The organism is Shimia biformata (assembly GCF_016888515.1).
GTDB classification, from domain to species: Bacteria; Pseudomonadota; Alphaproteobacteria; order Rhodobacterales; family Rhodobacteraceae; genus Shimia_A; species Shimia_A biformata.
In genome coordinates this window covers 2122256-2142104 of record NZ_JAFEJK010000001.1, presented here as the reverse complement: position 1 = coordinate 2142104, position 19849 = coordinate 2122256, and the positions used below count along the sequence as shown (strand labels likewise).

21 protein-coding genes are annotated in these 19849 nt (G+C 62.2%); 15 read left to right on the top strand and 6 right to left on the bottom strand.

Annotated features, from left to right (window positions below):
• Positions 1-123 precede the first annotated feature (123 nt).
• The 3 genes from JQ863_RS10490 to JQ863_RS10480 are packed head-to-tail and all read left to right on the top strand — an operon-like array spanning position 124 to position 1606.
• Entirely contained in the window at positions 124-777 is a 654-nt protein-coding gene (locus JQ863_RS10490) for an alpha/beta hydrolase (protein WP_204114221.1), read from the top strand.
• A complete protein-coding gene (locus JQ863_RS10485; RefSeq protein ID WP_204114220.1) occupies positions 777-1019 on the top strand; it encodes a hypothetical protein in 243 nt (80 codons plus the stop codon). Before JQ863_RS10490 ends, JQ863_RS10485 begins: the two co-directional genes overlap by 1 nt.
• On the top strand, positions 1016-1606 hold the full coding sequence (locus JQ863_RS10480; RefSeq protein WP_204114219.1) for an HD domain-containing protein: 591 nt from the start codon (positions 1016-1018) through the stop codon (positions 1604-1606). Before JQ863_RS10485 ends, JQ863_RS10480 begins: the two co-directional genes overlap by 4 nt.
• 27 nt (positions 1607-1633) lie before the next feature.
• Here JQ863_RS10480 and JQ863_RS10475 read toward each other — a convergent pair whose 3' ends face one another.
• Positions 1634-2200 (bottom strand): hypothetical protein, encoded by a 567-nt coding sequence (locus JQ863_RS10475; protein ID WP_338055512.1) that lies wholly within the window; start codon positions 2198-2200, stop codon positions 1634-1636.
• Positions 2184-4013, bottom strand: coding sequence for a glycerophosphodiester phosphodiesterase family protein (locus tag JQ863_RS10470; RefSeq protein WP_338055511.1), 1830 nt, complete (start codon positions 4011-4013; stop codon positions 2184-2186). The genes JQ863_RS10475 and JQ863_RS10470 overlap by 17 nt, the downstream gene beginning before the upstream one ends.
• A 171-nt stretch (positions 4014-4184) precedes the next feature.
• Between JQ863_RS10470 and JQ863_RS10465 the strand changes: the two genes are divergently transcribed.
• On the top strand, positions 4185-5399 hold the full coding sequence (locus JQ863_RS10465) for an NADP-dependent isocitrate dehydrogenase (protein ID WP_204114217.1): 1215 nt from the start codon (positions 4185-4187) through the stop codon (positions 5397-5399).
• A gap of 9 nt (positions 5400-5408) precedes the next feature.
• Here the strand turns inward: JQ863_RS10465 and JQ863_RS10460 are convergent, their stop codons facing one another.
• Complete coding sequence (locus JQ863_RS10460) at positions 5409-6191, bottom strand: class II glutamine amidotransferase (protein WP_204114216.1); 783 nt, start codon at positions 6189-6191, stop codon at positions 5409-5411.
• A gap of 138 nt (positions 6192-6329) precedes the next feature.
• Between JQ863_RS10460 and JQ863_RS10455 the strand changes: the two genes are divergently transcribed.
• From JQ863_RS10455 to JQ863_RS10415, 9 genes are all read left to right on the top strand, one after another.
• Positions 6330-6974, top strand: a complete 645-nt coding sequence (locus JQ863_RS10455; RefSeq protein ID WP_204114215.1) for a YitT family protein — start codon at positions 6330-6332, stop codon at positions 6972-6974.
• A 112-nt stretch (positions 6975-7086) separates the two neighbouring features.
• The gene (gene typA / locus JQ863_RS10450; RefSeq protein WP_204114214.1) at positions 7087-8907 is read left to right on the top strand and encodes a translational GTPase TypA; all 1821 of its coding nucleotides are present in this window, start codon (positions 7087-7089) and stop codon (positions 8905-8907) included.
• A gap of 67 nt (positions 8908-8974) precedes the next feature.
• On the top strand, positions 8975-9919 hold the full coding sequence (locus JQ863_RS10445; RefSeq protein WP_204114213.1) for a DMT family transporter: 945 nt from the start codon (positions 8975-8977) through the stop codon (positions 9917-9919).
• A 52-nt stretch (positions 9920-9971) separates the two neighbouring features.
• On the top strand, positions 9972-10829 hold the full coding sequence (locus JQ863_RS10440; protein ID WP_204114212.1) for an ATPase: 858 nt from the start codon (positions 9972-9974) through the stop codon (positions 10827-10829).
• 46 nt (positions 10830-10875) lie between these two features.
• Positions 10876-11799 carry a homoserine O-acetyltransferase MetA gene (metA, locus tag JQ863_RS10435; protein ID WP_204114211.1) on the top strand — a complete coding sequence of 308 codons (924 nt, stop codon included), beginning with the start codon at positions 10876-10878 and terminating at the stop codon, positions 11797-11799.
• Entirely contained in the window at positions 11759-12742 is a 984-nt protein-coding gene (locus JQ863_RS10430; RefSeq protein ID WP_204114210.1) for an alpha/beta fold hydrolase, read from the top strand. The genes metA and JQ863_RS10430 overlap by 41 nt, the downstream gene beginning before the upstream one ends.
• A gap of 43 nt (positions 12743-12785) precedes the next feature.
• A complete protein-coding gene (gene ppk2 / locus JQ863_RS10425) occupies positions 12786-13679 on the top strand; it encodes a polyphosphate kinase 2 (protein WP_204114209.1) in 894 nt (297 codons plus the stop codon).
• The gene (locus JQ863_RS10420) at positions 13672-14295 is read left to right on the top strand and encodes a TetR/AcrR family transcriptional regulator (RefSeq protein WP_204114208.1); all 624 of its coding nucleotides are present in this window, start codon (positions 13672-13674) and stop codon (positions 14293-14295) included. The genes ppk2 and JQ863_RS10420 overlap by 8 nt, the downstream gene beginning before the upstream one ends.
• Before the next feature lie 8 nt (positions 14296-14303).
• Positions 14304-15557 carry an acyltransferase family protein gene (locus tag JQ863_RS10415; RefSeq protein ID WP_204114207.1) on the top strand — a complete coding sequence of 418 codons (1254 nt, stop codon included), beginning with the start codon at positions 14304-14306 and terminating at the stop codon, positions 15555-15557.
• Between the two features lie 73 nt (positions 15558-15630).
• On the opposite strand, the gene rpsI is transcribed toward JQ863_RS10415, so the two are convergent.
• The 3 genes from rpsI to JQ863_RS10400 all read right to left on the bottom strand — a co-directional run bounded on the left by rpsI (position 15631) and on the right by JQ863_RS10400 (position 17194).
• Positions 15631-16122 carry a 30S ribosomal protein S9 gene (gene rpsI, locus JQ863_RS10410; RefSeq protein ID WP_204114206.1) on the bottom strand — a complete coding sequence of 164 codons (492 nt, stop codon included), beginning with the start codon at positions 16120-16122 and terminating at the stop codon, positions 15631-15633.
• 3 nt (positions 16123-16125) lie between these two features.
• Positions 16126-16587: a 50S ribosomal protein L13 gene (gene rplM, locus JQ863_RS10405; protein ID WP_204114205.1), complete on the bottom strand. Its 462-nt coding sequence runs from the start codon at positions 16585-16587 to the stop codon at positions 16126-16128.
• Positions 16588-16765: 178 nt separating this feature from the next.
• A complete protein-coding gene (locus JQ863_RS10400) occupies positions 16766-17194 on the bottom strand; it encodes a PaaI family thioesterase (RefSeq protein WP_204114204.1) in 429 nt (142 codons plus the stop codon).
• A gap of 56 nt (positions 17195-17250) precedes the next feature.
• On the opposite strand from JQ863_RS10400, the gene JQ863_RS10395 reads away from it, so the two are divergent.
• Positions 17251-18036 carry an enoyl-CoA hydratase gene (locus tag JQ863_RS10395; RefSeq protein WP_204114203.1) on the top strand — a complete coding sequence of 262 codons (786 nt, stop codon included), beginning with the start codon at positions 17251-17253 and terminating at the stop codon, positions 18034-18036.
• A gap of 429 nt (positions 18037-18465) precedes the next feature.
• Positions 18466-19821: a methylenetetrahydrofolate--tRNA-(uracil(54)-C(5))-methyltransferase (FADH(2)-oxidizing) TrmFO gene (gene trmFO / locus JQ863_RS10390; protein WP_204114202.1), complete on the top strand. Its 1356-nt coding sequence runs from the start codon at positions 18466-18468 to the stop codon at positions 19819-19821.
• The last annotated feature ends 28 nt before the right edge of the window (positions 19822-19849 follow it).

Below are 19849 nucleotides of genomic sequence, written 5' to 3'. Positions count from 1 at the left end.
GCAATGCTTAAGTCGCTTGCAGCGTATCCGGCATGACCCGGAAGGTTAGAACCGTTCTAAGGTGCCTGAGGGAATTCGTCAAGAATTCAAGGCGCCCTTTTTGAAGGAGACGAGGGAGCAGATATGCCCGAGGTGATTTTTCCCGGACCCGAAGGTCGGCTCGAAGGCCGCTATCATCCCCAGAAAGACCGCGACGCGCCCATTGCCATCGTTCTTCATCCGCACCCGCAATTTGGCGGGACGATGAACAACAAGGTGGTCTACAACCTGCATTATGCCTTTTACAACATGGGCTTCACCGTGCTGCGGTTCAATTTCCGCGGCGTCGGGCGCAGCCAGGGCGAATACGATCAGGGCGTGGGCGAACTCAGCGACGCGGCCTCGGCGCTCGACTATCTTCAGTCGATGAACAACAACTCGAAACATTGCTGGGTGGCTGGTTTCTCGTTTGGTGCCTGGATCGGCATGCAGCTTCTGATGCGCCGTCCCGAGATCACCGGCTTTGTCAGCGTGTCGCCGCCCGCCAACATGTACGATTTCTCGTTCCTCGCCCCCTGCCCGTCGTCCGGTCTGATCATCAACGGCACCGCTGACCGCGTGGCGCCGCCGGCCGAGACCACGAACCTCGTCAACAAGCTGCACGAGCAGAAGGGCATCACCATCACCCATACCGAGATCGACGGGTCCGGCCACTTCTTCGAAGAGCCGCATATGGACACGATGATCGACCACGTGACGGGTTACGTGAAACGCCGCCTGACGGAGACCACGCGCTGATGAACACGATCGAGCGGCTTGCCTCGCAACTGGCCGACGACGTGCTGGCGGCGCAGAAGGAACTGGGCGAAGATCGCCTGTTCATGGAGATCGCGGGCGTTCTGGCGGCCGCGTCACAGACGCTGGAAGAGGCGTTCCTGACCGAATGCCGCGTGCGGCTGGCCGAGGAAAAGGCGCGTGACGCGCTCAATCGCAAGATGGCCGCGGCGCGCCGTGCCGCCGCGCCGCAAGCACCGCAATGACGACAGGCCGGAATACCCGGCTCGACGCCCAGATCGCCTTTCTCAACGAAGCGGACAAGCTGAAGTCGGTTTACCGCGCCTCGCGGCTGAACGATGACTCGCGGTTCGAGAATTCGGCCGAACACAGCTGGCATGTGATGCTCTACGCGGCGGTTCTGGCGGATCAGGCGCCCGCGGGCGTGTCGATTGACCGGGTGCTGCGGATGCTGCTGATCCACGACATCGTCGAGATCGATGCGGGCGACAACCCGATCCACGGCGATGTCGACCACGCGGCGCAGGAAGCGGCGGAACTGGCCGCCGCCGACCGGCTGTTTGCGCTGTTGCCCGACGACCAATGCGCCGAATTCCGCGCCCTCTGGGACGAGTTCGAAGCCGCAGAAACCGCCGATGCCCGGTTTGCCAAGGCCATCGACCGCCTGCCGACACCTGTCGCCAACATGGAACAGGGCGGCGGCACATGGGTGGAGTACGGCGTCACCATGGACCAGATGGACAAGCGCGTCGGCGTGCCGATCCAGCGCGGCGCGCCCGGCATCTGGGGCTGGCTGCGCCCGCGTCTGGTGGCGTTCTTCGACAAGATGTGACCGGGCGCAGGATCAATGGTCCTGACCCTACTCCGACAGCCCGCTCAACGCACCGCAATGCGGCCAGCCATAGCCCCAGCGCCACGGCAGGCCGGAACACGGCCCTCCGCCAACCCGCACCGCGTCATACATTGACCCGGCAATCAGGCGATAGGCGGTGTCGATCTGCGCCTCGCTCAGCCCGTATCGAGACATCAGAACCGCGCGCCGGTCCTCTGCCGTCGCGATCACGCATTGGCGCAGCGCCTCGTCCGCTGTTTTGCGGGCGGCAAAACTGGCCACCGGGTCGCTGTCCTCGCCGCCCAGGTGATAGGCGCGGTCATGGGTGACGCAGCAGTCCTGCCATGGCGGCGTTTCAAGGTGGATGTCGGCAAATTCCGGCACCAGCGTCGCCACGATCTCCCATGTGGCGGACATGCCGCCGGAACAGCCATCGGTCGTAAACGGCAACAGGTCCGCCCCGCTGTCGCGCACCGATTGCAGCCGGGCATGGGCCTGAACCTCGATCCGGTCGAACAGGGTCAGGTCTGCCTCTTGCGCCAGGGCGGGCATGGCGATCAGCGCCAGCAGCGCGGGTCTAAGGCTGATCGTCACGATAGTCGCCCTCGTCAAAGCCGATCCCCAGCCGGTTCGCCAGCGCCAGCACCAGCCGTTCGACGCTGGTCAGGTCCTGCCGTTGCGACACGACCTCGCGTGCCAGCGCCGGTTCATCGGTAATCAGCCCGTCCACCCCCATCGAGACCATGCGGCTCATCTCCAGCGGTTCGTTCACCGTCCAGACATAGAGTTTCTTCTTCGCCTGCCGCATCTCGCGCACCAGCCGCGATGTCAGGCTTGCCTTGTTGACCGCCAGGAAATCCACGTCCAGCGCCCAGATCCGCCCGGCGCTGGCCGAGGACAACAGCCCGACGTTCCACTCCGGGCGCAGCGATTTCATCTTTTCCGCCAGCGGCAGTTTCAGGGACATCGACATGACCTGATCCTCCATGCCCGTTGACGCCACCACATCCGCCACACGCCTCTCCAGCTGGTCATTGTGGCCATAATATTTCAGCTCGATCAGCACCCCGGCCCGGTCTTTCGCCGCCAGAAGGACATCGGCCAGAAGCGGCGTGCGCTGGTCGCCATAGGCGGGATCGAACCACGACCCGATGTCGATCCCGGCAATATCGCCCATCGTGGCATCCCAGACCTTGATCGGGTTTCCGGCGATCTTCATGAAATCGCTGTCATGCACGACGACAACCTCTCCGTCGGCGCTTTCCTGAACGTCCAGTTCGACCCAGTCCGCCCCGTCCTCGATCGCCTTTTCAAAGGACGCCATGGTGTTTTCCGGCCGCGCGCCTGCCGCGCCGCGATGGGCGATGATCTCGACCTTGTCGGCGGTCTGGACCTGCGTCACATCACGTGCCGACACCGCCACCAGCAGGGCCGAGATCGCCACCCCCGCCGCGACGACAAACCCGAATTGCCAGATCCTGCCGTGGCTGCCCGCGCCACGCGCATCGGGCCAGCCTGCCTTGTCCATCAGCAAAACCGCCAGCGCGCCGGTGGCCAGAGAGGTCACCACAAGGTTCACGATCCCCCACAGGACCGACATCACCAGAAGCCGCAGCACCAGCCGGTCCAGATCAAGGTCGGATTGCTTGACAAGCTGGTCGGACACCACCCCCAGCAGGACCGCCACCGCCGCGATCAGAAGGGTCGCGGCGATGCCCCACCCCGCCAACTTGATCAGCAGCGACAGCCGCTTGCCGCGCATCGCCTCGGTGCTGGCGCGGAAACTGGCTGCGGGAGGCGTGCCGGCAAACAGCACCATCTGCAGCGCCAGTGCCCAGCCCAGAAGCCGCCACAGCAACAGCGCCGCGCCAAGCGCCAGCACCGCCCCTGCCCCGATGACAACGCCCCAGAATTCCGGCGGGCGGTTCTGAAGGTAATAGTTGATGTCATACTCGGTCAGGAACAACAGATAGAGCACCCCCGCCACCAGCACGAAAGGCCCGGCCAGCGCCAGAATGCGCAGCGTCAGGCGCACGGCGAAGGACAGGACTTGGCGCGCCCGTGGCAGGACCGCCTCGATCCCCTCGGTCGCGCCCTTTTCGCCGGTGACGTGAAACCGCAGCGCGATGGCCATCATGAAACTGACATTCATCACCGTCAGGGTCAGGGCAAAGCCACACAGCAACAAAAGCGCGACAAAGCCCACCGGAGACAGGAGGAACAGCGCAATGTCGAAATCCGACAGCGCCGGCGCCCCGGACAGGCGCACCGCCAACCGGATGCTGAGCGCCAGAAGCGGCGCGAAAAACGCGGTCAGCAGGATGTTGAACAACAGATGGGACAACAGGAACGGCCACCGCAACCGCCATGCAAATCGGAACGCCTCGGCCACAGATAAATGGATCACGCGCAAATTCCTTCAAATACCTTTGTGCGGACCCTAGCCCCGCAATCGGTTCGGGTCGATAGTCCTGACGGGGGGATTTTCGGTATACAATCGCATACAAACACTTTCCCCGCCGTCGGAAATCCGCTAGTTACCCCGCAAGAGACCGCGACTCAGAGCCCGGAGATAGCCATGACCAAGATCAAGGTAGACAACCCCATCGTCGAAATGGACGGGGACGAAATGACCCGCATCATGTGGGATTTCATCAAGCAGAAACTGATCCTGCCTTATCTCGATATCGACCTTCTCTATTATGACCTCGGGATCGAGGAACGCGACCGCACCGATGACCAGATCACCATTGATGCCGCCGAAAAGACCAAAGAGGTCGGCGTCGCGGTGAAATGCGCCACGATCACCCCGGACGAAGCGCGGGTCGAAGAGTTCGGCCTGAAACAGATGTGGAAAAGCCCGAACGGGACCATCCGCAATATCCTTGGCGGTGTTGTGTTCCGCCAGCCGATCATCTGCAAGAACGTGCCGCGCCTTGTGCCGGGCTGGACCTCGCCCATCGTGGTCGGACGCCATGCCTTTGGCGACCAGTACAAGGCGACCGATTTCACCTTCCCCGGCCCCGGCAAGCTGACGATGAAATTCGAAGGCGAGGACGGCACGGTCATTGAAAAAGAAGTCTATGACGCGCCCTCTGCCGGAGTCTATCAGGCGATGTATAACCTCGACGCCTCGATCATCGACTTCGCGCGCGCCTCGCTGAACTATGGTCTGAACCTTGGCTGGCCGGTCTATCTCTCGACCAAGAACACCATCCTGAAAGCATACGACGGGCGCTTCAAGGACCTGTTCCAGAAGGTGTTTGAAGAAGAGTTCGAAGAGAAGTTCAAGGAAAAGGGCATCTGGTACGAACACCGGCTGATCGACGACATGGTCGCCTGCGCGATGAAATGGAACGGCAAGTTCGTCTGGGCCTGCAAGAACTATGACGGCGACGTGCAGTCCGACACGGTGGCGCAGGGGTTTGGCTCGCTTGGGTTGATGACCAGCCAGCTGATGACGCCCGATGGCAAGATCGTCGAGGCCGAGGCCGCCCATGGCACCGTCACCCGCCACTATCGCCAGCACCAGAAGGGTGAATCAACCTCGACCAACTCGATCGCGTCCATTTACGCCTGGACCGGCGGGCTGAAGCACCGCGCCAAGCTGGACGAGAACATCGCCCTGCGCGCCTTTGCCGAAACGCTTGAGCGCGTCATCGTCGAAACCGTCGAAAGCGGGTCCATGACCAAGGATCTGGCCCTGCTGGTCGGCCCCGATCAGGGCTGGCTGACGACGCAGGGCTTCCTTGAAAAGATCGACGAGAACCTGAACAAGGCGCTTCAGGGGTAGGTTCAGAACCTAGGTGTCAAGCCGGTTCACCTCGACCCCGTCGGGGCTGAACTGCGCGATGTGCCCGGGAGGCAGTTCGGTCCAGCCGCCTTCGGTGGTTTCCAAGGGTTCCGACACCACGGCCCAGCCTTCGCGGCTTTCGCTCCAGCGGTAGAACACCGACGGCGCGATGTCGTCGGAACTGTCGCGTGCGGCCCACAGGCTTTCTCCGTCCGAGAACGCCGAAGACAGGCGCATGTGGGGCGTCGTGCCAAACTGTTGCGACAACCCGCGCATCTGGCGCACAGAGGCCGCCAGCGCCGCCGCCGGATCGCCCTGCCCCGTCTCCTCCATCGCGCCAAGCATCAACAGGAACAGAACCTCGCTGTCTGTCGCCCCCTTGCGGCTGGCGTAAAGCGCGTCCGGCACGGCCATGTCCGCGCGTTTGCGGAACTGCTCGAACCCACCGACCTGCCCGTTGTGCATGAAGCTCCATTTGCCATGGGTGAACGGGTGACAGTTGTTGCGGCTGGTCGCGGTGCCGGTCGAGGCGCGCACATGCGCAAGAAACAGGCCCGAGCGCACCTGATGCGCCAGCGCGCGAAGGTTGGGATCGGACCAGGCGGGATAGATGTCGCGGTAAAGACCGGGCTCGTCCCGCTCGCCATACCAGGCGATACCAAACCCGTCGGCATTTATCGCGGTCTTGGCCTTGGTCGCGTCATGGCTCTGGATGATCAGCGAATGGGCGGGTTTGGTGATGACCTCTTCCAGAAAGATCGGCTTGCCCAGATAAGCGGCCCAGCGGCACATGCGTCCAGTCCCCCGTGTCAAAAACAGTTCAGGCCGACTTGAACGCCTGTTTGTCCCGGTCCGCAAGCGATAATTGCACCCCCCTTGCGGCCATCGGTCGCCTTTTGTCCGACGCCGATATGCGGTCAGACGCGGGTCATGACCCAAGACCCGGACACCACCGCCACCCGCAACGAACCGCATCGCGCCGCGATCTCGCACAGCCTGTTCGAGGATGCGCTGGCCTTTGTCTCTGGCACCACGCTTTGCGCGTTTTCGGTCCTGATCCTGACCCATGTCGGGCTGATCACCGGGCAGACGGCTGGGTTGGGCGTGTTGCTGAGTTATGTGTCGGGATGGTCCTTCGGGGCGGTGTTCTTCACCGTCAACCTGCCCTTCTATCTTCTGGCCTGGCGCCGCATGGGGCCACGTTTCACGGTGAAAAGCTTTGTCGCCGTCGCCATCCTGTCCCTGATGATGGAGGTGCTGCCCCGGTTCGTCACCTTCCAGATGGTGAACCCATGGGTTGGCGCGGCGCTGGCGGGGATCCTGTCGGGCATGGGGCTGATTATCCTGTTTCGCCACGGCGCGTCTTTGGGCGGGATCGGCGTTCTGGGTCTTTACCTGCAGGACCGCACCGGGTTCCGGGCGGGCTGGACCCAGTTGATCTTTGACTTGTGTCTTTTCTGCGCCGCCTTCTTCGTCTTGGACCCGATTATGGTTGCCGCGTCGCTTCTGGGCGCCCTGGTCACCAATGTGGTGATCGGCCTCAACCACCGCCGCGACCGCTATATCGCCACCTGACGCGCCCCCGTGGAACACGGCCCGCCGCTTTCGGAGAAAACCTGCGCCATTCCCTCTGGCCTTTTGTGCGCAGCCGATATAGGGCGGGCGCGAACAGGAAAAGAGACGCCCCATGGACCTTCGCAATATCGCCATCATCGCCCACGTGGACCACGGCAAGACCACGCTTGTGGACGAGCTTCTGAAGCAATCCGGGGCCTTCCGCGCCAACCAGGAAGTGGCCGAGCGCGCCATGGACAGCAATGACCTGGAACGCGAGCGCGGTATCACCATCTTCGCCAAGCCGACCTCGGTCGAGTGGAAAGGCACCCGCATCAACATCGTCGACACCCCCGGCCACGCCGATTTCGGTGGCGAGGTCGAGCGCATCCTGTCGATGGTCGATGGCGTTGTCCTTCTGGTCGATGCCGCCGAAGGCCCGATGCCGCAGACCAAGTTCGTGACCTCGAAGGCGCTGGCGCTGGGGCTGCGCCCGATCGTGGTCTTGAACAAGGTCGACAAGCCCGATGCCGAACCCGACCGCGCGCTGGACGAATGTTTCGACCTGTTCGCGTCGCTGGACGCGACCGAGGACCAGCTGGATTTCCCGCATATGTATGCCTCCGGGCGCAACGGCTGGGCCGATGCGGAACTCGACGGGCCGCGCAAGGACCTGCACGCGCTTTTCAACCTGATCGTCAACCACGTGCCCAAGCCGAAACAGATCGCCCATCAGGACGAGGATTTCCGCATGCTGGCAACGACGCTGGGCGCCGACCCGTTTGTCGGCCGCATCCTGACGGGCCGCGTGGAATCGGGCAAGCTGAAGGTCGGTCAGACCGTGCAGGCGATCAGCCGCATCGGTCAGAAAATCGAACAGTTCCGCGTCACCAAGATCCAGGCCTTCCGTGGTCTTGCACAGCAGGACATCGACGAGGCCGTCGCCGGTGACATCGTGTCGATCGCGGGCATGGCCAAGGCCACCGTTGCCGACACGATCTGCGCCCTTGCGGTCGAGGAACCGCTGGAAGCCCAGCCCATCGACCCGCCCACGATCACCGTGACCTTCGGCATCAACGACAGCCCGCTTGCCGGGCGTGACGGCAAGAAGGTGCAATCCCGCGTGATCCGCGACCGGCTGATGAAAGAGGCCGAATCCAACGTCGCCATCAAGATCGCCGACACGCCGGGCGGCGAGGCGTTCGAGGTCTCGGGCCGGGGCGAATTGCAGATGGGCGTGTTGATCGAGAACATGCGCCGCGAAGGGTTCGAACTGTCGATCTCGCGTCCGCAGGTGATCATGCGCGAAGAGGACGGTGTCACCATGGAACCGGTGGAAGAAGCCACCATCGACGTCGATGACGAATATTCCGGCGCGGTGATCGAGAAACTGACCGGCGCGCGCAAGGGTGAACTGGTCGAGATGAAACCGGCCGGCGCAGGCAAGACCCGCATCATCGCCCATGTCCCGTCGCGCGGGCTGATCGGTTATCACGGCGAGTTCCTGACCGACACGCGCGGCACTGGCGTTCTGAACCGCGTGTTCCACGGCTGGACCCCGCACAAGGGGCCGATTCCGGGCCGCCGCGCGGGGGTTCTGATCTCGATGGAGAACGGTGTCTCGGTGGCTTATGCGCTGTGGAACCTCGAAGAGCGCGGCAAGATGATGATCGGCGCGCAGGAACAGGTCTATACCGGTATGATCATCGGCGAACACAGCCGCGACAACGACCTTGAGGTGAACCCGCTGAAGGGCAAGAAGCTGACCAACGTCCGCGCCAGCGGCACCGACGAAGCCGTGCGCCTGACCACACCGATGAAACTGTCGCTGGAAGAAGCCATCGCCTATATCAACGACGACGAACTGGTCGAAGTGACGCCGAACACGATCCGGCTGCGCAAACGCTATCTTGATCCGCATGAGCGCAAGCGCATGTCCAAGACCAACGCATAAAACGCGTTCGTCGGAAACAGCAGGAAACGGGTCGCGGGCGCCATTGGCGCCCGTTATCTTTTGCGCCATGAGCATCATCCAGAAATCCATGTCCCCCCGCGCCTGGGGAGAACTGTTCCTCTTGTCGCTGATCTGGGGCGCGGTGTTTCTGGCTGTGCGGCTGGCGCTTGATGAGGTTGGTGTCTGGACCTCGATCGCCCATCGGGTGTTCTGGGCCGCCTTGCTGTTGTGGGCCGTGGTCTGGTGGCGGGCCGAGCCCGTGCCGCGCGGGATTGCCGTCTGGGCTGCCTTCGCCGGGATGGGCGTGCTGAACAACCTGATCCCGTTCTTCTTTCTGAACTGGGCGCAACTCCATATCGAAAGCGGGCTGACCGCGATCCTGAATGCGGGGACGGCCGTGTTCGGCGTTCTGGTGGCGGCGCTGTTTCTGGCCGATGAACGCCTGACGCTGCGCAAGATGGCGGGCGTGCTGATCGGCTTTCTTGGTGTTGCCACCGCCATCGGGCTGGACGCGCTCAGACAGTTCGATCCACGCTCAACCGCGCAACTGGCGGCGGTAGCAGCCACGATTTCATACGCCTTTGCAGGGGTTTGGGCGCGAAAGTTCATGTCCGGCCTGACACCACTGGTTTCGGCGGCGGGTATGCTGACCATGTCGGCGCTGGTCGCGGTGCCGGTGGCGTGGGTCGTGGACGGGCCGTTCACATTTGCCCTGTCGCCCCTGACCCTTGTCGCCCTGTTCTACTATGCCGTGATCGCCACTGCGGGCGCGTATCTCTTGTATTACCGCGTGCTGGCTGCCGCCGGGTCGGGCAACCTATTGATCGGCACGCTGATCATCCCGCCCATCGCCATCACCTTGGGCGCGCTGGTCCTGCACGAGTCGCTGCCCCCCCGCGCCTTTGCCGGGTTTGGCCTGATCGCGCTGGGGCTTCTGGTGCTGGACGGCCGCCTGATACGCAAAATCCCCGCTTTTGCCACGAAGGCCCCGGAATCCGACGGAAGAATTTGACCCTTTCGGCGCGCAAGGATACCAGTTGGGCCAAGCGATCAAGGGACTTGGAATGATTTACAAATCGCCGTCAGAGTGGCGCGACGCGCCGCAGAAGAAAGTGCTGCTGTTTGGCATGTCGGGGCTTGGGAAAACCCATGTCTCGAACACGTTGCGCGACAGTGGCGACTGGTTCCATTACTCGATCGACTACCGCATCGGCACCCGCTACATGGGCGAACATATCGCCGACAACGCCAAGGCCGAGGCGATGAAAGTACCGTTCCTGCGGGAACTTCTGATGACGGATTCGATCTATATCGGATCGAACATCACCTTCAACAATCTCGCGCCGCTCTCGACCTATCTGGGCAAGCCCGGCAACTCCGAAAAGGGCGGCCTGCCCTTTGACGAATACATGCGCCGGCAGGACCAGCACCGCATCGCCGAGGAAGCCGCGCTGCTGGACACGGTGCATTTCATCGACCGCGCGCATGACCTTTATGGCTATGACCATTTCGTCTGTGACTCGGGCGGTTCGATCTGCGAGGTCGTGGACCCCGAGAACCCCGATGACCCGATCATGTCCGCCCTTGCCGCGAACACGCTGCTGGTCTGGATCAAAGGCTCGGACGCGCATACCGAAGAATTGATCCGCCGTTTCGACCGCGCCCCCAAGCCGATGTATTACCAGCCCGAATTTCTGCATGCGCGCTGGTCGGAATACCTGTCGATGACCGGCCAGTCCGAGGCCGAGGTCGACCCGAACGCCTTTGTGCGCTGGACCTATGCCCAGGCGCTGGCGCACCGCCAGCCGCGTTACGAGGCGATGGCAAAATGGGGTGTGACCGTCTGCGCCGAAGAGGTTGCGGGCGTAAAAACCGCCGAAGACTTTGAAACCCTGATCGCCACGGCCCTTGAGCGTTCCTGACCGCTGGCCTAGATAAGACCTTCACCAAAACCCCGGAGACCTGACGATGCCCATCAAGATCCCGTCTGACCTGCCTGCCTTCGACGTGCTGACGCGCGAGGGCATCATGGTCATGTCCGAGGATCAGGCCGCCCGTCAGGACATCCGCCCCCTGCGCATCGGGCTGTTGAACCTGATGCCGAAGAAGATCCAGACCGAGAACCAGTTTGCCCGGCTGATCGGCGCGACGGCGCTTCAGATCGAACTCAGCCTGATCCGCATGTCCGAGCATCAGACCAAGAACACCGCCGCCGAACACATGGAAGAGTTCTATCGCCCGTTTTCCGAAGTGAAAGCGACGGGCGAGAAGTTTGACGGCCTGATCATCACCGGCGCCCCGATCGAACACCTGCCCTTCGATCAGGTCACCTATTGGGATGAGCTGCGCGAGGTGTTCGACTGGACCCAGACCCATGTCCATTCCACCTTTGGCGTCTGCTGGGGCGGCATGGCGATGATCAACTATTTCCACGGCGTCAAGAAGCATATCCTCGATGCCAAGGCCTTTGGCTGTTTCCGGCATCAGAACCTTGATCCCTCGTCGCATTACCTGCGCGGGTTCTCAGACGATTGCGTGATCCCGGTCAGCCGCTGGACCGAGATGAAACAGGCCGAGATAGACGCGGTGCCGGGTCTCAGGACGCTGCTGGCCAGTGACGAGGTCGGGCCGTGTCTGGTGGAAGACCCCGGCCACCGGGCGCTCTATATCTTCAACCATTTCGAATATGACAGCGACACGCTGAAACAGGAATATGACCGCGACGTGGCCGAGGGCACGCCGATCAACGTGCCGATGAACTATTACCCCGATGACGACCCCACCCAGCCGCCGCAGAACCGCTGGCGCAGCCATGCGCATCTGCTTTACGGCAACTGGATCACCGAGGTCTATGAATCCACCCATTACGACCTGGCAAAGATTGGCACTTAAGGCGCTGATCATACTTGCAATTGCCCTTCTGGGCTTTGCCCTGTTCGTGCTGTGGAAGGCCCGTTTGCACGAGGCCCGCGCAGTCGCCAGCCATCCGCCCGAGGGCCAGTTCGTCACCGTGGATGGCCATCGCGTGCATGTGGTGGTGCGCGGCGACGGGCCGGACCTTGTGCTGATCCACGGCTCAAGCGGCAATACCCGCGATTTCACCTTTGCGCTGATGGACCGGCTGGCGACGCGCTATCGCGTCTTTGTCGTGGACCGCCCCGGGCTGGGCTATACCGAGCGGATCAACAGGACCGGCGCGACGATCACCCAGCAGGCGGACATTCTTTCGCGGGCAGTGGCGGAACTGGGCGCGGCACAGCCGATTGTTCTGGGCCATTCCTATGGCGGCGCGGTGGCGCTGGCCTGGGCGGTCAACTTCCCCGACCGCTTGTCCGGCCTTGTGCCGCTGGCGGCGGCGTCGAACATCTGGGAAACCGGGCTGTCGCGCTATTACTGGGCCACCTCGCATCCGGTAATCGGTCCACTGGTGATCCCGGTCCTGACCGCCTTTGTCAGCGACGACTATGTCGAACAGGCGATTTCGGCGATCTTCGCCCCGCAATCGGCCCCCGAGGGCTATGGCGCCTTTGTCGGCGCGGGGCTGACGCTGCGCCGTGACTCGCTGCGCGCCAATGCCCTGCAGCGCAAGAACCTGCTCGGCGAAATCACCGCGCTTTATCCGCGCTACGGTCAGATTTCGGTGCCGACCGAGATCGTGCATGGCGACGATGATGCCACGGTGCCGCACTGGAACCACGCCGACCGGCTGGCGACGCAGATACCGGGCGCGGTTTACACATCGATGCCCGGCGTCGGTCACATGCCGCACCATGTCGACCCCGACGGCGTGATCGCCGCCATCGACCGGGTCGCGGCACGTGCCGGATTGCGCTGATCCGCTTAACCCTACATATTGAAAAGAAAAAGGGAGAGGTTTCATGCAGCTGCCATTCGACGGTGCCATCAGCGCCTATTTCGAAAACGAGGCCCCGGAATCCGTCCGCAACGCCATCCGCCACACCGACAAGGGCGATATTCTGGATACGTCCTTTCCCTATTCGGAACGGCTGAACCGCAAATCCTATGAGGCGGATTACCAGAAGCTGCAGATCGAACTGGTCAAGATGCAACGCTGGGTGCGCGACAGCGGTGCGCGGATCGCGATTGTGTTCGAAGGGCGCGACGCGGCAGGAAAAGGCGGTACAATCAAACGGTTCCGGGAGAATCTTAATCCTCGCGGTGCGCGGGTCGTGGCGCTGGAAAAGCCGACCGAAGCGGAACAGACGCAGTGGTATTTCCAGCGCTATGTCGATCACCTGCCCTCGGGTGGTCAGGCGGCGTTCTTTGACCGCAGCTGGTACAATCGCGGCGTGGTCGAAAAGGTCTTTGGCTTTTGCAGCGACGATCAGCGCGAACATTTCTTCCGGCAGGTGCCCGATTTCGAACGCATGCTGGTCGACGAGGGGATTTACCTGTTCAAGTTCTGGCTGAACGTGGGCCGCGCCGAACAGTTGCGCCGCTTCCTCAAACGCGAAAGCGACCCGCTGAAACAGTGGAAACTCAGCTGGATCGACGTCGAGGGGCTGAAACGCTGGGACGGCTATACCGATGCCATCCGCGAGACCTTTGAACGCAGCCACACAGACCACGCGCCGTGGACCGTGATCCGCTCGGATGACAAGCGCCGCGCGCGGCTGGCGGCGATGCGCACCGTCCTTGCCGCCATCCCCTATGACCGCAAGGATGAAACCGCCATCGGCAAGGTCGATACCGCGATCTGCGGCGGCCCCGATATCTGGCCCGATCTCAACCCCGACGGCAAAAATGCCTAAACGCGGCTATCATCACGGCAACCTGCGCCAGGCGCTGGTCGAGGCGGCGCTGAAGCTGATCGAACAGAAAGGCCCGACCGGGTTCACCCTGTCCGAAGCGGCAAAGCTGGCGGGTGTCACCCCGGCCGCGGTCTATCGCCATTTCGAAGGCCGCGAGGACCTGATCGCCGAGGCCGCGCGGCAGGGCTATGAAATCTTCGCCGACCTGATGCAATACGCCTATGACAAGGGCCAGCCGTCGGCGTTGGCCAGTTTCGAGGCCACGGGCCGTGCCTACCTCGCCTTTGCCCGCCGCTATCCCGGCCATTACATCGCGATGTTCGAAAGCGGCATCTCGGTCAACCGCACGCCGGAACTGGCCGCGGTTGCGGCGCGGGCCCGCGGCGTGATGGAACAGGCCGCCGCCGACCTGTCCCAGCATATCCCGCCGGAAAAACGCCCGCCTGCCTCGATGTTCTCGGCCCATATCTGGGCGATGAGCCACGGCGTCGTCGAACTTTACGCCCGCAACAGCCCCGGCACCCAAAGCCCGTTCTCACCCGAGGACCTCTTGGAAAGCGGAATCGGCGTCTATCTGCGCGGATTGGGATTGATCGACCGCGACGACGTGACGTAAGGGAAACCATGGAATATCTCGTTCACCCAAATGCCCAGCGTCTTCTCAATCTCTACAAGACGTTCGCCACGCTTCAGCTGATCAATTTCCACATCATCCTGTCGATCGCCCGGTTTTCCGACACCGAGTCGATCGTGAACCTGCAAGAGTGGTTCCCCAATATCCTGTCGCTGTGGTGGCAGGGGAACCTCTTGGACACGCTGTTTGCGATCTCGGCCTTTCTTGCGGGCTGCATGCTGTTCAAGGAATACCGCGAGACGGGCACCGTGGACGTGCGCGAATACTATCTGAAACGGGTATCCCGGCTTCTGCCGCTCTATTACCTGGCGCTGTTGCTTTATGGGCTGGGCCAGGGGCGCGATTTCTGGGACATGCTTCAGGCGGCGTTTTTCGTGCAATACCTTTTCGGCCCGACCCATCTGAACCCGGTGATCCCGGTGGGCTGGACGATGGAGATGATGATGTTCGTCTTTGTCCTGCTGCCCTTTGCGGTGATCGGGCTGATGAAGGTCAAACGGCCGATGCTGTGGATGGTCGCGGCAACGCTGGTCACGCTGGCGTTCCGCTATGGCTATATCCTGCAAAGCGGCGAAACGTTCAAATTCATGCTGCCCGACTCGTTGCTGTATCAAAAGGAAAGCGACGTCTATTTCGAAATCTATTTCCGCATCTGGTTCCGCATCTCGGGGTTCATCATCGGGCTGGCCTTTGCCTATCTGTTCATGGTCGACACCCGGTTTATGGAGCGGCTGCGCAATGACACCGGCTTTCGCTGGCTGCATGTGGTCCTGGCCTGGGTCCTGACGATCACCGGCACTTTCCTTCCGGTGCAGGACCCCAACAGCATCATCTATGCCGGAACCCCGGAATGGTTGTGGAAGATGTACTGGGCGCTGTCGCCGGCCTATCTCGCCTATGCCTCGATGGTGTTCATCTCGGTTCTGGCAACCGGGCGGATCACGGAAAAGGCCAAGAAGATTAAGTGGTGGGACATCCCGATGGCGCTGGCGTCGCGCAACCTGTTTGCGGTCTACCTGTTCCACTTCCCCTGTATCCTGTTGGCGGCGGTGATCTGGTTCCGCTCGACCGACCGGGCGGCGCTGATCGGCATCACGCCCACCGACTGGGCGGGGGTGTTCTTTGTGGCGACGCTGCTGACCTTCGCCATCGCGATCCCGCTGACCACCTTTGTCGAAATCCCGGTGCAACGTTTGCTGCGCCGCAAATTCAGCCGCAAGGAACAGCCCAAACCGGCGGAATAAGAGGCACAAACAGGCACAACACAAAAAGGGCCACCCAAACGGGTGGCCCTTTCCTGTCCGAAGACCGAAGCGGTTAACGCTTCGAGAACTGGAACGAACGACGTGCCTTGCGGCGGCCAAATTTCTTACGCTCGACCACGCGGCTGTCGCGGGTGAGGAAGCCGGCGGCCTTGAGCGCACCGCGCAGCGAGGGTTCGTAAAGCTGCAGCGCTTTCGAGATGCCGTGCTTGACCGCACCGGCCTGACCCGAAAGACCACCACCCTTGACGGTGGCATAGACGTCGAATTCACCGTCAACGCCGGCAACCTGGAACGGCTGGCGCAGGATCATCTGCAGCACCGGACGGGCGAAATACTTGTCCATTTCCTTGCCGTTCACGGTGACCTTGCCGGAGCCCGGCTTGATCCACACGCGGGCAACGGCGTCTTTCCGTTTGCCGGTGGCATAGGAGCGGCCCAGTTCGTCGCGGACGGGCTCACGGGGGGCGTCTTCGAAGGTGACAACAGCCTCGTCACCACCGGCGACGGCGTTCAGCTCTTCGAGCGAGTTGATTTGATCAGCCATTGATTAGCTCCGGGTGTTCTTGGAGTTCATGGATTTGACATCCAGGACTTCGGGCTGCTGAGCCTCATGCGGATGCTCGGCACCGGCATAGACGCGCAGGTTGGTCATTTGCTGGCGGCTCAGGCGGTTGCCCGGCAGCATGCGCTTGACGGCGGCGGTCACGACGCGCTCGGGGAATTCACCCTCAAGCAGTTGGCCCGCGGTGCGCGACTTGATGCCGCCCGGGTGGCCAGTGTGCCAGTAATAGTTCTTGTCGGTGCGTTTCTTGCCGGTCAGCTGCACCTTGTCCGCGTTGATCACGATGACATTGTCACCCATGTCCATATGCGGGGTGAAGGTGGCCTTGTGCTTACCGCGCAGGCGCATGGCAACGATCGAGGCGAGACGGCCCAGCACCACGCCTTCGGCGTCGATGATGATCCATTTCTTTTCGATGTCTGCCGGAGTAGCAGAAAAGGTTTTCATGGTCAGTCTACCTGAGTTTGGTGGACGCGGGGCACCTGTGACGGCCTCCCCGCAAATTCGATTGCGCGGTTATATAGGCTGTAAAAACACAGTCAAGCGCCGTTTGAGCGAATAAAATACGTGTTTTCAATAACTTGCAAAATAGGTATCTATTTACCCCACAAAATCACCGCTGTTTTCAGTCCCCGCGCGCCGGTGGGATGGAATAGGTCAGCGACGACCGCGCCACGGGGTCGGGCTTGCCTTCGGAATAGATCAGGACATCGATGACCGCCAGCGCCCGGCCCAGCTTCAACACCTTGCCTTCTGCAATCAGGTCGCGCCCCGCTTCGGGTTTGCGCATGAAGTCGATCGAACAACCCGTTGTCACGGCCAGCGCCTCGCGGCCGATCGGCGCCATGGTGGCGACATAGGCGGTCACATCGGCCAGGCTGAACATCGCCGGGCCGGACACGGTGCCGCCGGGACGCAGGTGGCGGTCGGCCACTCTCAGGCGCACTTTCACCGTCTGGCCATCCATATGCTCGATCGCGAAGTCGTTTCTGACCTGCGGGAAGACCTCGTCCAGAAAGGCCATCATTTCCTGCGCCGTCATCTTTGCCTGCATGCTTCCCTCCGTTTCGTCTGACAGTTATCGTGTCGGGCAGGCAAGCGGAGGGCAAGATGGCAATTCTGGAACGTAACGACACCAAGGCCGTGGCGCATCTGATGATGAACAGCCCCGAACGGCTGAATGCGCTGTCGGATGAGATGCTGGCGGCGCTGCAATCCGAGTTCGACGCGCTGAAAGACGACAGGTCTGTGCGCGCCGTCGTGATCTCGGGGGCGGGCAAGGCGTTCTGCGCCGGGCACGACCTGAAACAGATGACCGCAGGACGTCAGGCCGGGGATGGCGGCAAAGCCTATTTCAATGACCTGTTTTCGCGCTGCGCGGCGATGATGACGACGATTCGCGCCCTGCCCCAGCCGGTGATCGCCCAAGTCCATGGCATCGCCACCGCCGCCGGCTGTCAGCTGGTGGCCAGCTGTGACATGGCGGTGGCCGCAGAAGGCACCCGGTTCGGCGTGAACGGGGTCAATATCGGCCTCTTTTGTTCCACCCCGATGGTGGCGCTCAGCCGCAATATCCCCCGCAAGAAAGCGTTTGAAATGCTGACAACAGGCCAGTTCATCCCCGCGGATGAGGCATTGGCGCTGGGGCTGGTGAACAAGGTGGTCGCGCCGGATGCGCTGGCGGTGGCGACAGGCGAGCTGGCGCAAACCGTCGCCGCCAAGCTGGGCGCGGCGGTCAAGATCGGCAAAGAGGCGTTCTATGCCCAGCTCGAAATGGGGCTGGACGCCGCTTATGCCTATACCGGCGAGGTGATGGCGCAGAACATGATGTTCCGCGACACCGCCGAAGGGATCAGCGCCTTTCTGGAAAAACGCCCCCCCGACTGGGATCAGTGATCCGCGCCACATTCCGCCCAAACATACTTGCCATGTGCAGGATTCCGCCGATGCGAATTCGCGGGTTTAGGATCGGTTTTTCAGGAACCCGACCCCGCGACAGCCAATGCAACAAGGGGTTTGGCGCAACCATCCCTGGCAGGGAACCAGTTTTCCCTTGTTGTTTCCGAACCTTGGGTCGGGTTTTCGGAAAATTGACGCTAGGACCGGTGGCAGAATGATGTCATAACAAAGGCGTCGGCAACGACATGAAACACACGTTCGGGTCGCCATCTGGCGGAAGGTCCCTCCGGGTCAACTCTCTCTGATCCACATATTCCCACCAATGGCGACCCGAGTGATTTTGCCCCTGCCGCGCTTTCCCGTGCCCAGCCCCGTGCCAAGCGGTTCCCCCTTTTCAATTGCACCTCCCTGCCCTATCTGGGCGGCATGACGGAAACGCTTCACATCATCGGCGGCGGCATGGCGGGCTCGGAAGCCGCTTGGCAGGCCGCGCAAATGGGCCTCGACGTGGTGATCCACGAAATGCGCCCGCATGTCAAAACCTTTGCCCACCGCACCGGCAACCTGGCCGAGATGGTCTGTTCCAACTCGTTCCGTTCGGATGACGACGAACAGAATGCGGTTGGTCAGCTGCACTGGGAAATGCGCGCGGCGGGTGGGCTGATCATGGCCATGGCCGACAAGCACCGCCTGCCCGCCGGTGGCGCGCTGGCGGTGGACCGCGATCCGTTCTCGGAAAGCGTGACACAGGCGCTCTTGGACCTGTCGAATGTGCGTGTCGAATATGGCGAGATCACAGAACTGCCAACCGACGGCCACTGGATCATTGCCACCGGCCCGCTGACCTCGGCCGGTCTGGGCGCGGCGATCCAGGCGGAAACCGGGGCCGAACGGCTGGCGTTTTTCGACGCCATCGCCCCCATCGTCTATGCCGATACGATCGACATGGACGTGGCATGGCTGCAGTCGCGTTACGACAAGGGTGAGACCGAGGCCGAACAGAAAGCCTATCTGAACTGCCCGATGACCAGGGACCAGTACGAGGCCTTCATCGACGCGCTTCTGGCCGCCGACAAGACCGAATTCCATGAAGGCGAGACCGCCGGATACTTCGACGGCTGCCTGCCGATCGAGGTCATGGCCGAGCGAGGCCGCGAAACCCTGCGCCACGGCCCGATGAAGCCTGTCGGCCTGACCAATGCCCACAAGCCGGAAGAAAAACCCTATGCCGTGGTGCAGCTGCGCCGCGACAACGCGTTAGGAACGCTTTATAACATTGTGGGATTCCAGACAAAAATGAAATATGGGGCACAGACGGACGTGTTCCGCATGATCCCCGGTCTGGAAAACGCGTCTTTTGCCCGTCTGGGTGGCATCCACCGTAACACATTCATCAACTCGCCCACATTGCTGGACGACCAGATGCGCCTGCGGTCACGGCCACACATCCGCTTTGCCGGTCAGATCACCGGGGTCGAAGGCTATGTCGAAAGCGCCGCGATGGGGCTTCTGGCGGGTCGTCTGGCCGCGGCCGAAATCCTTGGCAAACCGCTGCCGACCGCCCCGCTGAACACCGCGATGGGCGCGCTTGTGCATCACATCACCGGCGGCGCCGAGGCGAAGACATTCCAGCCGATGAACGTCAATTTCGGCCTGTTTCAACCGGTTGACGGGCTGAAAGGCGGGCGTCGCGGCCGCAAGGACCGCTACAAGGCCTACACCGACCGCGCCAAGGCGGACTGGCAAGGCTGGCTTGATAGTCAGGCTGCGATACCGGCATGACTGGACGGCCCCGGCCCTTGGGCCTAGG